Annotated in this window: 11 protein-coding genes and 2 tRNA genes; all 13 read right to left on the bottom strand. The window is 39.6% G+C overall.

The window, feature by feature from the left end:
• Positions 1-249 precede the first annotated feature (249 nt).
• The 13 genes from NSQ41_RS00360 to NSQ41_RS00300 all read right to left on the bottom strand — a co-directional run bounded on the left by NSQ41_RS00360 (position 250) and on the right by NSQ41_RS00300 (position 13,029).
• Positions 250-321 (bottom strand) — tRNA-Glu (locus NSQ41_RS00360).
• 10 nt (positions 322-331) lie between these two features.
• Positions 332-408, bottom strand: a tRNA-Met gene (locus NSQ41_RS00355).
• Between the two features lie 170 nt (positions 409-578).
• Positions 579-956: a S1 domain-containing RNA-binding protein gene (locus NSQ41_RS00350; protein ID WP_063387569.1), complete on the bottom strand. Its 378-nt coding sequence runs from the start codon at positions 954-956 to the stop codon at positions 579-581.
• Positions 957-1,038: 82 nt separating this feature from the next.
• Positions 1,039-1,416 carry a septum formation initiator family protein gene (locus tag NSQ41_RS00345; RefSeq protein WP_063387570.1) on the bottom strand — a complete coding sequence of 126 codons (378 nt, stop codon included), beginning with the start codon at positions 1,414-1,416 and terminating at the stop codon, positions 1,039-1,041.
• Positions 1,417-2,053: 637 nt separating this feature from the next.
• Positions 2,054-2,359 carry a sporulation protein YabP gene (gene yabP, locus NSQ41_RS00340; RefSeq protein ID WP_063387572.1) on the bottom strand — a complete coding sequence of 102 codons (306 nt, stop codon included), beginning with the start codon at positions 2,357-2,359 and terminating at the stop codon, positions 2,054-2,056.
• Between the two features lie 111 nt (positions 2,360-2,470).
• Positions 2,471-2,734 carry an RNA-binding S4 domain-containing protein gene (locus tag NSQ41_RS00335; RefSeq protein WP_063387573.1) on the bottom strand — a complete coding sequence of 88 codons (264 nt, stop codon included), beginning with the start codon at positions 2,732-2,734 and terminating at the stop codon, positions 2,471-2,473.
• Positions 2,731-4,209, bottom strand: a complete 1,479-nt coding sequence (mazG, locus tag NSQ41_RS00330) for a nucleoside triphosphate pyrophosphohydrolase (RefSeq protein WP_339198222.1) — start codon at positions 4,207-4,209, stop codon at positions 2,731-2,733. The genes NSQ41_RS00335 and mazG overlap by 4 nt, the downstream gene beginning before the upstream one ends.
• On the bottom strand, positions 4,202-5,809 hold the full coding sequence (locus NSQ41_RS00325; RefSeq protein ID WP_339210752.1) for a polysaccharide biosynthesis protein: 1,608 nt from the start codon (positions 5,807-5,809) through the stop codon (positions 4,202-4,204). Before NSQ41_RS00325 ends, mazG begins: the two co-directional genes overlap by 8 nt.
• 1,341 nt (positions 5,810-7,150) lie before the next feature.
• Positions 7,151-7,687, bottom strand: a complete 537-nt coding sequence (gene spoVT, locus NSQ41_RS00320) for a stage V sporulation protein T (RefSeq protein ID WP_063387575.1) — start codon at positions 7,685-7,687, stop codon at positions 7,151-7,153.
• 190 nt (positions 7,688-7,877) lie between these two features.
• Entirely contained in the window at positions 7,878-11,405 is a 3,528-nt protein-coding gene (gene mfd / locus NSQ41_RS00315) for a transcription-repair coupling factor (RefSeq protein WP_339210750.1), read from the bottom strand.
• Positions 11,406-11,471: 66 nt separating this feature from the next.
• The gene (locus tag NSQ41_RS00310; protein WP_327864071.1) at positions 11,472-11,699 is read right to left on the bottom strand and encodes an anti-sigma-F factor Fin family protein; all 228 of its coding nucleotides are present in this window, start codon (positions 11,697-11,699) and stop codon (positions 11,472-11,474) included.
• Positions 11,700-11,775: 76 nt separating this feature from the next.
• Complete coding sequence (pth, locus tag NSQ41_RS00305) at positions 11,776-12,333, bottom strand: aminoacyl-tRNA hydrolase (RefSeq protein WP_063387578.1); 558 nt, start codon at positions 12,331-12,333, stop codon at positions 11,776-11,778.
• 81 nt (positions 12,334-12,414) lie between these two features.
• Complete coding sequence (locus NSQ41_RS00300) at positions 12,415-13,029, bottom strand: 50S ribosomal protein L25/general stress protein Ctc (RefSeq protein ID WP_339210748.1); 615 nt, start codon at positions 13,027-13,029, stop codon at positions 12,415-12,417.
• Between the last annotated feature and the right edge of the window lie 33 nt (positions 13,030-13,062).

Genomic DNA, 13,062 nt, shown 5'->3' with positions numbered 1-13,062 from the left:
CGATTTCTGTTATAGACGACAAATCTTTTAAAAGGAACAGAGCAGCCCATTGAGACATTGAGTCGCGTCATTTCAAAGAGATGATTGTAACAGCGTGTTGGTCCGTTTTAAAAGCGAAAGCCGAAAAACATGAGTCGGAACTTGTTGAAATCGGTGAAAAATTAAATTTATCTATCCTATATAAATACAAAATTTTAAACTTTTCCATAAAAAAAAGACTCTTTCTTTTAAAGAAAGAGCCTCTTCTCATGACCCGTACGGGATTCGAACCCGTGTTACCGCCGTGAAAGGGCGGTGTCTTAACCACTTGACCAACGGGCCAATATTCAATTGGTAGCGGCGGAGGGAATCGAACCCCCGACCTCACGGGTATGAACCGTACGCTCTAGCCAGCTGAGCTACGCCGCCAAATCAACTGCATCTTTATGTTCATGTAAAATACGCACATGTTCTATAATACATATGAACATGAGAGCCGTCAACAATAAAATAAAAAAATAATTTTCGGACAATTTAAATACACCACCTGAATCTTCAGGTGGCGGTCTGCGATCATCTATAACATTAACAGCAGCAAGTTACCCCCTTCTTGCTCCTCTCCCTCCTCGTCTTGATTCAGTGTGACGCCGAAGTGAAGCAAGACGGTCCTCGCTCTCTTTTAAAAAGCGGCTCATTTTTTGCTCAAAACTTTCTTTGGAACGATGATCATGTTTTTTTGGACGATCTTTTGCCTTTTTGATGGACAATCCGATTTTTCCGTCTTCTTCTACATTAATAACCTTGACTTCAACCTCATCGCCGACTTTTAAATGATCATGAATGTCTTTCACGTAATTGTCAGCAACTTCACTAATATGAACAAGTCCTGTTGAGCCTCCTGGCAGCTCCACAAATGCTCCAAAATTCGTAATGCCAGTTACTTTACCTTGTAACTTGCTGCCAACTTCAATTGACATAAAAAAAATGCTCCTCCTTAAATCATAAAAAAATTAAAAATAATTTATTTAATTATACAAAAATAAAAAAACGGGGTCAATATTACTGTTCATTCCCCGGAATATTAAAAATGACTTCTCCTTCATCAGATAAAAAATAATCTTTTCTTGCAAGCTTTGTGATATATTCTTCATCCTTCAGCTTGATGATTTCCGCCTTCAAATCTTTTTCCTCTTCTTTTAAATTCTCCAGTTTTGTTTCAAGCTGTTTTTTTTCTTCAAGCTTCTTATTAATAGCAATTGATTGAGAAACGAGCGTTGACGCCATAATCGCAATACAAGTAACAGCCATTATACCAAATGCAGCTAACCGTCGAATTAGCCCTCGTTTTCTTCTTTGTCTCATCTCAGCTTTAACTTCTTGTCCAGGTTCATTTGTTTGCTGCAGCATAGCTACATTCAACTCTCGTTTCTCTCTCATTCCTGCAATCCCTCCTAAATTTAGCGGAACCGACGATACAGCTTACGTAACATATTCTTTATATTTATGAATATTCCTTCTATGATTTGTTTCGAATGCAGCATCTTTTGCTTTATTGGTTGAGGAGCTTTTCCCCAAAGTATGTTCAATCCCCATAGTAATGGCGCTAATAATATTTTACATAACTTGAATAAGAGTTGTGAAGACCATTTGATAACCTTCCATAAAAATAGTAAAAGAGACATAGAACATGCTATCGCCATATGAACTATCCATTTAATAGGATTGATAAGAAGCAGTAAAACGATTTTTACAAAAAATTGGTATATAGAAACAGCGATTTTTATCATAATCCGCAAACATGCCATGTATCCGTTCCGTAGGAGGCTTTGATAGGCGGCAAAACCGCATAAAAGTGCTAAAAATACATAAAATCTTAATTCCCCTTGATTTACATACAATAGAACATAAAAAGTTAAAAGTCCTTGAACCGCCCAAAATACTAAATCGTTTAAAAAAACAACCCACCTTTTTCGATCCCATCTTTTTAAAAAAAAATTGTAAGTATCAAGTGCGGCGCCTAGAAAACTGCCCATGCCGATCATCGCAATCATGGTGTAAAATTGAGTGGTAAGGGTCATTTAAACAACTTGCTAAAAATGCCTTTAGCCTTCTCCGAGCTGAAATCATCTAAATAAGAAACTTCATAAATTTTTCCTTTTATGGATACGACGCCTTTATCGACATCCAAGTTTTTCATTTGTAAATGTTCTCCCCGAACCGCGAGCGGACCCATTACCGTCTCAAGCAAAAATTCCTCATTATCAAAGCTTTCCACCTGCTTCACGCCAGAAATATCTAACAGCTTCCGGTCCTTCATGACTACATTATGCTCCTGCACGGTTTCTTTATGTGAATGGTTACCGCCATAATACTGGCTCATTATCATCCCCCCGCACTCTAATTAATGGATGCTTTCCTTTTACATTTTTATGTAAGATGTGCAGGGTTTAGAACAAGCCTTGTTGTTTCCTTGTACAATACAGGGAGCGTTTTATAAATCTGTCCTTTGTTCTTCCTTCAAAATGGTATAAAGATTTTTTGCCTCTTCCTTCTTTACTGTTTCATTTATAGATTCGATTTTTATTGTCACTACCTTATGTCCAAATTGAATGGACAGCTCGTCGCCAACCTTCACATTGGAGCTCGCTTTTGCTGGATGCCCGTTGATTGTCACTCTTCCTTGATCTGCCACTTCCTTGGCAAGCGTGCGTCTTTTCACCAGCCTCGATACTTTTAAAAATTTATCTAATCTCATGTCCGATCCCTCTCTTTCATTTTAGCCTCTTCCCAATATTGATCCATTTCTGCCAAAGACATACTTTTTAAATTTTTCCCAGCATCACGGGCCTTTTGTTCTATAAACCGAAATCTCCGCGAAAACTTTTCGTTTGTCATGACTAATGCTTCTTCAGGCTCAATTTCGTAAAATCTTCCAACATTAATAAGAGCAAACAGAATATCGCCGAACTCTTCTTTTGCTTTTTCCGTTCCGCCATCTCCATTATCGATTTCCTTTTTAAACTCCTGCAGTTCTTCTGACACCTTCTCCCAAGCATCCAGTACATCCGGCCAATCGAAACCGATTTTCGCCGCCTTTCTTTGATATTGATAAGCTTTTGACAGAGCTGGGAGCGCCTTTGAAACAGAATCTAAAAGTGATTCGCTCTCATTCCTGTTTTCAGATTTTTTTGCTTCCTCCCAGTTCTTTACAGCTTCTTCTGCATTTTGTGCCTCGACATTGCCAAAAACATGGGGATGGCGGCGGATCATTTTATCTGTTAACATGCGAATCACATCATCAATGGTAAAAAATCCTTCGTCATCTCCAATTTGGGCATGAAGCACCACCTGAAGCAAAACGTCTCCGAGCTCTTCAATCATATGATCAATATCATTTTCATCAATAGCTTCAATCAGCTCGTAGCATTCTTCAATTAAGTACCGCTTTAATGATTGATGGGTTTGCTTTCGATCCCACGGACAGCCGTTTGGCCCGCGAAGTGTTCGAATGACGTTTCGCAACGCTGAAAAGCGATGATACAGCAATTGTTCATCCTTGACCGGCGGGATGTATAACGATGTTAAATTGCTCAGTTCTACACATCTATCCATTTCATATAATCGAACTTTTTTAATGTCCTCGTATTTGCTCCCTGCAGCCGTTACGAGGTAAACTTCATAATCGAACGGCAAGTCTTCCATTAACGTCAATTTCACATCCGATGCAATCATCTTGTCATAAACTTGGCAAATAATCAAATGCTGCCGAAAGGAAAGCTCTTCCCGCTTCATATCCTGCGCATCAATGAATTGCAAGCCTTCGACAGGATCGATGCGCAGAGCTTGAAACATTGCATCCAAAAACGATTGTCCGCCCTGTATCGACACATTTACTTTTCCTTGCTCCATTTCCTTCAGCAAAAGCTGAACGGTTTTTTCTGCAACAAGCGGATGTCCAGGTACCGCATATACGATATGCTGATATTTTTCTGCTTCCTCCAATAGTTTTTTTGCAATTTCCGCATAAACATCTTCAAATTGATCAAACATTTCATAAACGGAATCGAAAGACTGAAACGAGCCAATTTCGTCTTTAATTTCACTTAAAACAGGATGATCCTCTGTTCTTACAAATAGCGGCAGACTGGAGGTCAAAATTTTAAAAACCCCTAGCGGCAGCTGATCGACATCCCCCGCGCCCAGGCCAACAATCGTAATTTGCTTATCCATTTTCCTTCCTCTCTTTCCATGCACTGATCTTATTTTTAAAAGGCAAGCTCTCTATTTCCTTCCCTGTAAAAATGGCTGATTGGATGATGAAAAACATATACACAGCCGCTCCGAAAACGACAGCTGTCAATGATTGAATGGAAGCGCTCATACGCGTTTCGTCTGATATAAAAAAATCAAATAGAAAAAAGTAAAGCTTGATCGATAAAAACATGACAACAGCAGAGCCAATCATTTTCCATACAGCCTTGAAAGAAGCTAACTTATATTTTTTCCGATTTAAAACCGCTAGATTCAACAAGCACACGACTCCATATCCGCAAACAGTCGCCAATGCCGCCCCGTATGTATGGAAAAACGGAATGAAGCATTCATTGAGTAAGATTTTCACGGCTACTCCGGCTAAAACAGATAAAGCCGGCCAGACGGTTTCATTGACTCCTTGCAAAATGCCGGCAGACGTTATCGCAACCGAGCTAAATAAAATCGAAATGCTGAACACCGATAATACGCCCGCCCCTTTTGTATCGGCAAACAGCATGAAATCAACTTGCTCGATGATGGAAATTAAACCTGCCGTAGCCCCGATGGCGACAATCAAACAAATTTTAAAAGATAAGGCGACATGCTGCTGAATATATTGAAATGCTTTATGCCGAAACGATGAAATAAGCGGAACAAGAGACAATGCAAGAGATGTAGCTGCAACCGTTCCTACCTGCAATAGCGGTTGTCCCCGATCATATATGCCTTTTGCTATTTTCGCTGCTTCAGGATCTGCACCGCTGTTGACCATCAGTTTATACAACTGAAATGAATCTGCCAATTGCATAAAAATCATCAGCATGCTCGTCAAACAAAAGGTCACAGTATAAATCAGCAATTTGGTTAAGATCTTTTTCACAGATACAGCCGCTTCTTTCGATGATCGGGAAAGCGGTAACGGCACTCTTTTTTTCCAATATACAAGCAAAAGCATAAACGCCCCGATATACCCAATGAGGGAGCTAAAAATGGCGCCGGCAGCTGTTTCATAAAGATCGAATCCTTTATAAACGAAATAGCAAGTGATCGATAAAAAAGCACCGACCCGTATAGCTTGTTCAACGATTTGCGACAAAGATACCGGCAGCATTTCATGGCAGCTTTGAAAAACGCCTCTTAGCATTGAAATAAATGGAAAAAACAGAAACGAACATGCAGCCGCTTTTAATAAAAGCGCCAGTTTCGGATCACCCATCCAACGGGCAAGCTTGTCAGCTCCTAAAAACAAGCTCGTGAACGAAAACAGACTGATCAAAGCAAAAAAAGAAAAACAGACGACCAATATTTTCCGGAAATTTTTAAAATTGCTGCCATCGCTATACTCATTCAGCAGCTTTGACAGAATAACCGGAAATCCCGTTGTCGATAAAACCATGACAATTGCTAAAAACGGATATATTTGCTGATAAATATAAAAGCCGATATCCCCTACAATATTTTGATAAGGAACTCGGTAGATAGCACTTAATCCTTTCGTAATGATTCCAGCAGCCGTCAATAAAACCGCACCTTGCAAAAATTTGTTCGTTCTTGCTTGAGGCACATTTTGAATCACACGTTTACTCCTTCCAAAATTCATGCTTCATCTTTTTCCAGCATATTATAACATAATCTCGTCCACATTCGGCCGAAAGAGAATCTTTAGAGCGCTCGGCTAAACTTCACGGCTTTTAAGTCCAAATTCCGGCATAAGTTCCGTAAATAAAAAAAATCTAACACATACCCCATTTTTAACCTTCGTGGTTATCGCAAACCTAGAGACACCCTTCCTGAAAGGTTTATTTTCTGCTCCTTGCCACGCTCAATAAAATTTAACAGCGATGAAATGCCTGCTATCCTGTTGACTATTGTGAAGGGAATTGGCTGTCCGCCCTTCGAAGTGATGAGCTTTCTTGGCAAATTCACCGGCAGGATTTTAGAAAAATTCCCCAAAATAAGAAGGTGAATTAGAGGAACAAAAGGTTTTAGTCTGTTCCTAAAGAGGAAAACCAGAACTTCAACAAACCGTGTCGAAATATCATATAGATGAACTTTGAAAATGATGGAAATAAATCCATCCAACACAATCATGTTTTACGTTGTAGCTTTCCATCCGAAAGATGTTTTAAACAGGTAGCGCCGTCGTTCGTTAAATACGTGAAGAGTGGAAATAATCGAGTAGGAGGGAGCGATTAACTCCCGTCCTCTCACACCACCGTACGTACGGTTCCGTATACGGCGGTTCAATTAAGATAATTGACGCAAGTCTTTATAACTTCCGTGAATAGCTGTTCTCTTTATGCCAGTGGTCACTCCACCCTCCAAGAGATCTCCCACGGGATTCACCGCTTCCTCCCTCAAGTGAGGTACTACGTTTTCTGTGTTCATCATGACTCACTGAATGCCAAGGGCTATTCTCTCTTAATTGTTCGGTCCTTCTTAGTTGTTCTAGACCAACTAATACTATGACCTCTGCTGACTTCTGACTGTTCAGCTATCTATCACTAGATAGGTTACCAAGGTTACTTGGCGTGCCAGCCAGACCTCCCCGGGTAAGAGTGTAATCTTTCCTTCCATCCATCTGCTTCATTTACTCTGTATCACCTTCGGCAGAAAGGGCTTTGTTTTGTCTTGCAAACTCACCCAGTGATACCTAGCCTCATATGAAGTTCGTGTTCCGAGAGACCCAAAGTTTGCCGCTCGCTTCCTTCAGATTCCGCGTCACCACGGACACCCTTGCGTTAAGCTAACTGCTACTTCTGCCTTCGCAGCTCGGGACTTTCACCCTATAGATTACACCCATGCCGGGCGCACAAGAAGAGACCACAGAAACTGTTGTGAATTCTGTGGTCTCTTTTATTAACGTGGTGTTGGAGACAGTCTGCTTGTGGAAGAAGTAAAAAAGTAATTATTCCCTTTATTGTTCCATTTGTCTTGCCAAAAAACTAGCGGCTGTCTCAACTGCCTTACTTTCTACTTCTGTTAAAGGCTGCTCTTTCGAAAATATGACAACAGCCCCGATAGGATCACCGTTTGCAATGATCGGTCCAATGCAATAAGATTTTACTTGTTCTGTTACACCATCAGCGATTTCAATTTCTTCTTCTTCTGAAATGAAAACCGATTGCCGTTCATCCATCACCCGTTCCAGCAGCTCGCTTATATTTTTATTCAAATACTCTTTTTTCGAAACTCCGGAAACAGCAATAATAGCATCACGATCACATATGAGAACGGGGCTGTTTAAGCTATCGAATAACGCTTCAGCATATTCTTTCGCAAAATCACTCAATTCACTGATTGGGGAGTATTTTTTCAGTATTACTTCACCATCTCGGTCAACGAAAATTTCTAATGGGTCGCCTTCACGGATACGCAATGTTCTTCGAATTTCTTTAGGAATGACTACACGGCCTAAATCATCAATCCGTCGAACGATACCAGTTGCTTTCATCTTATGCTGCCTCACTTTCATCTAAAGATTAGTAAAGTAGTGATTGCCCTTTTTCCATTTTTGGAACAATCACCATCGTTGAAATTAGTATCCTTCACTAACCACGTAATATACATGATGAAAGCGAATTTTTTCCAAACACCGCTTAAAAACCCATTGCCAGCATTTCCATTTTAACCCTGTTTCAATATTAGCCGGCAGAAACTTCTTCTTTCTTTGCGTCTTTTAAGCCTGCCAACAGCTTCATTAAAATAGACAGCCATTTTTCAGTTTCTAAATTATGAATTTGCAATGTTAATTTCAGCCTTTTCCCTTCCATGCCAAACCCGACTATGCGACCGAATTCATCCGTTAGCTCGAACAATTTTTGTCCGTCAAAGGAGCTGCTTGCTTCCTCTGAAATAAGAATCGTGATAAGATCTTTCGTTTGTTTAATGACTTCGACTTTTTCTTGCCGTGCATATAACTTTAGCTTCGCTACTTTAAACAAAAAGTCTACTTCCTTTGGATACTCGCCAAATCTGTCCAATAATTCTTCATGCAGTTCCTGTAAATCATCAAACGTTTCGATGCCTCTAAACCTTTTGTACATGTCAATCTTTTGTTTTCCATCATCAATGTAAGACTGCGGAATATAGGCATCTAATTCAAGCTCAATTTCAACTTCCCTTTTTGTCTCTTTTGGCCGTTCACCTTTCCGTTGTTCGATCGCTTCCTTCAGCATTTGGGAATATAAATCAAAACCTACCGAATCAATGAAGCCATGCTGTTGAGGACCTAACAAATTACCGGCTCCCCGAATGGCCAAATCACGCATCGCAATTTTAAAACCTGAACCTAATTCAGTAAATTCTTTAATGGCCTGCAATCGTTTTTCAGCAACTTCTGATAAAACTTTGTCCTTCCGGTAAGTAAAATATGCGTAAGCGACACGATTGGAACGACCGACACGCCCGCGCAATTGATAGAGCTGAGAAAGCCCCATTTTATCGGCGTCATAAACAATCAATGTATTTACATTCGGAATGTCCACTCCTGTTTCAATAATAGTTGTGCTGACAAGCACGTCATATTGGCCATCCAAAAAGTTTAATATTACCGATTCAAGCTCATTTTCAGACATTTTTCCATGTGCAAAGGTTACTCTTGCATCTGGAACAAGCATAGAGATTTCATTGGCTTTCCGGTCGATATCCTCAACCCGGTTATATAAAACGTATACTTGACCTCCTCGCGCTAATTCACGTTCGATCGCTTCTTTCACAAGCATTGGGTTATATTCCGCTACATATGTTTGAACAGGAAAGCGATTTTCTGGAGGAGTTTCAATAATTGATAGATCACGCACGCCGATCATGGACATGTGGAGTGTTCTTGGAATCGGAGTTGCCGTCAAAGTTAACACATCAATGTTTGCTTTCATTTGTTTTATTTTTTCTTTATGTGTAACTCCAAATCGCTGCTCCTCATCAATAATCAACAAGCCTAAATCTTTAAATTGAACATCTTTGGAAAGCAAACGATGTGTTCCAATGACTAAATCGATCGTTCCATTTTTCAAGCCTTTAATCGTTTCATTCTGCTCTTTTCTCGTCCGGAAGCGGCTTAATACACCAATGTTAATTGGGTAATCTTGAAAACGATCCCTGATCGTTTCGTAATGCTGCTGCGCTAAAATGGTTGTCGGAACAAGAAAGGCAACTTGTTTTTGATCCATAATCGCTTTGAAGGCAGCCCGAATCGCCACCTCGGTTTTCCCATATCCGACATCTCCGCAAAGAAGTCGATCCATCGGCCGCTCCCGTTCCATATCCTTTTTCACCTCTTGAATGGAACGAAGCTGATCTTCTGTTTCTTTATAAGGGAATGTTGCTTCAAACTCCCTTTGCATTTCCGAATCAGGGCTGAACGCATAGCCTTTGCTTGCTTCCCGCTCAGCATACAGTTTAATTAAATCGTCAGCAATATCTTGAACAGACGATTCCACTTTTTTCTTGACTCTTTTCCATTCGTTTCCGCCTAATTTGTAAATTTTCGGCTCTTTTCCTTCTGTGCCCACATATTTTTGAACTTGATCAATTTGTTCAACTGGAACATACAGTTTGTCATTTCCTTGGTAACGAATGTGCAGGTAGTCTTTGTGTATACCGTTAATTTCTAAAGTTTCAATTCCAAGATATTTTCCAATCCCATGATTAACATGTACGACATAATCTCCCACTTCAAGCTCAGAATAGCTTTTAATTCTTTCTGCATTTGAAAGCTTCTGCCTTTGCTGTCTTCGTTTAACCCTCTTTTTGAAAAGTTCTTCTTCCGTTATGACCGCAAGTCGTCCTAAAGGAAGTTCAAAGCCTGTCTGTAAATCTCCTTTTAAAATGTGCAGCCCCTTTGACAGAATGTGGTTTGAATCAGAAATGACCGCTTCAATCTCATAGTCTCCAAGCACCCGTTCAAGTCTTTTGGTCCGTTCATCATTTGCACCGAGAAAAACTACGGTGTAATTTGCCTTGATCCAGCGATCAACTTCTGATTTCAACAAGTGCATTTGTCCATGGAAATTTTGCATCTGCTTGCAAGACACGTTCATCAAATTTTGCGGGTTTGTATAGGGGACGTGCCGCAAAAACAGTGATAAATAAACAATTGGATAAGATGTGTCACGTATAAGCTGGTAGTATTTATGGGACACTTTCGCATCATGGACAATTTTCCCTTGTTCCAGTAAAGAAGTAAACCATTCTCCTTCTTCATTCTCAAGATGATCAACCATTTCATGCACACGGCTTACTTCATCAATGACAATAACTGTATCCGCAGGGAAATAATCTAGCAAACTAGCAGGTTTGTCATAAAAGAATGAAAAATATTTAAAGAACTCCTGATCCTTCTGCCTATTTTGCAATTTTTCCAGATCATAGCGGATATTTTCTATAAATAAATTTTTGTGCTCATCTTTTTTCAATTTCTTTAAGCTGTTTGATAAAGCCGTTTCTAACTGCTTCATTCCTTTTTCATAATGGCTGTCCGTTAAAATGATTTCCTCTGCCGGTCCGATTGTCACTTCTTGAATCATTTCAATCGATCTTTGGTCTTCAAGACTGAACGTTCGGATTGAATCTACTTCCGTATCAAATAGTTCGATGCGAATAGGATGTTCCTCCGTTAAAGGATAAATATCAATAATTCCACCGCGCACGCTGAATTCCCCAGGAGCAGACACCATGGAAACACGTTCATATCCCATTGAGTGAAGATGCGGAAGCTTCTCGTTTAATTCAAATGTTCCTCCAACAGAAATAGAAAGCTGATGGCTTTTCCATAACTCTTTCGGTGGGAGCATTCGTCTTAATGCAGCAACAGGGGCTACAACGATGCTTTTTTCACCTTTACATAAACGATTCAACACTTCCATCCTTTGTGATTTTAGCTCTGGACTTGCGACTGCGATCTCAGATGCGATCAATTCATTTACAGGATACAAATAGACGGAATCGCCTAGTAAATTATTTAAATCTTCATAAATGATCTGGGCTTGATAAAGGTTATGCGTCACAACCAGCATCGGTTGTTTGACATCTTTGTAAAAAGCGGAAATAAATACAGACCTTGCTGAGCCAGAAAGTCCGGCTACCATTTGTTCTTTCAAACCTTCTTTTATACCGTCTACAACTGCTTGAAAGTCGTTTTGCGCATAAAAAAATTGATACAGGCTTTCCAATCTCCAGCCTCCTCTCGACAAATATAAAAATGCTTTGGAAATTTTGAAATCAAGTTTCCAAAGCTTTTACTGTATAAAATTTTCATATTGATGAAAATCGGGATTTCGCTCTAGCGCCTCCTGACAATCTTCACAAATACTTTTGACATGAATATCACCGTTTGGAAGATACTCGATCATTTCTTTCCGCTCTTCATTCGTTAAATGATGAAATCCTAAATCGACGCTAAAAACAGATTTTTCAATGCTACCAATTTTGACTCCGCAATGGCGGCAATAATAATGAAGCGCCATCCTCCAACCTCCTGCACTTGTGGAATGAAAGGTTTTATGATTATTATGAACGGCAGGAGCCATTTTTATACGTTTGTTAATTGTATTCGTTCATGACTTCTAAGAATGGCGTGTGTATCCATTTTTCACATGCACTAGCCGATCGATCAACGGAATGTTGAATATGGTGCATTTCTTCTTCTGTAAATTTTCCTAATACATAGTCGACGATATCCATCGCGTGTTTCGGACGGCCAATCCCAATTCGAATCCGTTTAAAATCTTCCGAACCTAAATGCTGAATGATAGATTTCATTCCGTTGTGACCACCAGCACTCCCTTTCATTCTAAGGCGAATCTTGCCTACAGGCAAATCTAAATCGTCATATATTACAACCAACTGTTCAGTTGGGACATTGTAATAATTCAGTAAAGGACGAATGCATTCACCCGATAAATTCATAAATGTAAGCGGTTTTATCAATAATATCTTTTCATTTGAAAAATGACCGATACCGTATATCCCGTTAAATTTGCTTTCATTTAAAGATATGTTTAAACGCTTTGATAATTCATCAATTACCATAAACCCAACGTTATGTCTAGTTTGTTCGTATTTTTTTCCAGGATTTCCAAGACCTGCTATTACTTTCATGAAATGTCCCCCAATTTTTTTATGATAGTGAGATGACAATTAATAGCATAAAAGACGTAACCAAAATAGGTTACGCCTAATTTATTCTTCTACAGCTCCGTCTTCCTTCTCTTCACTTTTTTGCTCATCAGCCGTATCCAATTCTTCATTTTCCGGCGGCAGGATGGTTGCCACAACCGTTTCAGGCTCATCTAAAATTTTAAACTGTCCATCTGTTTGAATATCTTGTACATGGATTGTATCATCTATTTCTAAGTTTGTTACATCGACTTCAATCGCCGAAGGAATATGAGCAGGTTTCGCTCTCACTTCCACCTCATGTGTTGTCTGCTGCAGCACACCGCCCTCTCTTACTCCTTTTGCTTCTCCAATTAAGACAATTGGTACTTCGATATCTACTTCATCATCCATATCGAAAACATAAAAATCCGCATGTATAATCGTGTTTTTCATTGGGTCATGCTGCAGTTCGTACAGGAGGGCTTGATGGTTTTCGCCGTCAAGCTGAATGTTCAACATCGCATTGCGCCCTTGTTCGCGCAAAATTTTTAACAATTCCGATTCGCTCACTAAAATCGCTTTGTTCTCTTGTTTTTTTCCGTAAATTACGGCAGGAATTTGTCCTTGCTTTCTAGCTTTTCTTCTTGACGAATTGGTAAATGATTTTCTTTCTTTTGCATGTATGACTGCTGTCATGGTAATCCCCTTTCTTTCAGACTTTTTTTCTAA

Origin of the sequence: Aeribacillus sp. FSL K6-8210, from assembly GCF_037963925.1 — a bacterium.
Classification (GTDB): domain Bacteria; phylum Bacillota; class Bacilli; order Bacillales; family Aeribacillaceae; genus Aeribacillus; species Aeribacillus composti.
Note: the sequence above shows the minus strand (reverse complement) of the source record. Positions and strands in the feature narration are given on the sequence as shown.

Coding starts and splice junctions, on each gene's coding strand:
- mazG (WP_339198222.1), bottom strand. CDS start 4,209: ATGGATAAGCAAATTACGATTGTTGGCCTGGGCGCGGGGGATGTCGAT.
- pth (WP_063387578.1), bottom strand. CDS start 12,333: ATGAAAGTAATAGCAGGTCTTGGAAATCCTGGAAAAAAATACGAACAA.
- spoVT (WP_063387575.1), bottom strand. CDS start 7,687: ATGAAAGCAACTGGTATCGTTCGACGGATTGATGATTTAGGCCGTGTA.
- NSQ41_RS00350 (WP_063387569.1), bottom strand. CDS start 956: ATGTCAATTGAAGTTGGCAGCAAGTTACAAGGTAAAGTAACTGGCATT.
- NSQ41_RS00310 (WP_327864071.1), bottom strand. CDS start 11,699: ATGGCGCTTCATTATTATTGCCGCCATTGCGGAGTCAAAATTGGTAGC.
- yabP (WP_063387572.1), bottom strand. CDS start 2,359: ATGAGCCAGTATTATGGCGGTAACCATTCACATAAAGAAACCGTGCAG.
- NSQ41_RS00345 (WP_063387570.1), bottom strand. CDS start 1,416: ATGAGAGAGAAACGAGAGTTGAATGTAGCTATGCTGCAGCAAACAAAT.
- NSQ41_RS00335 (WP_063387573.1), bottom strand. CDS start 2,734: ATGAGATTAGATAAATTTTTAAAAGTATCGAGGCTGGTGAAAAGACGC.
- NSQ41_RS00300 (WP_339210748.1), bottom strand. CDS start 13,029: ATGACAGCAGTCATACATGCAAAAGAAAGAAAATCATTTACCAATTCG.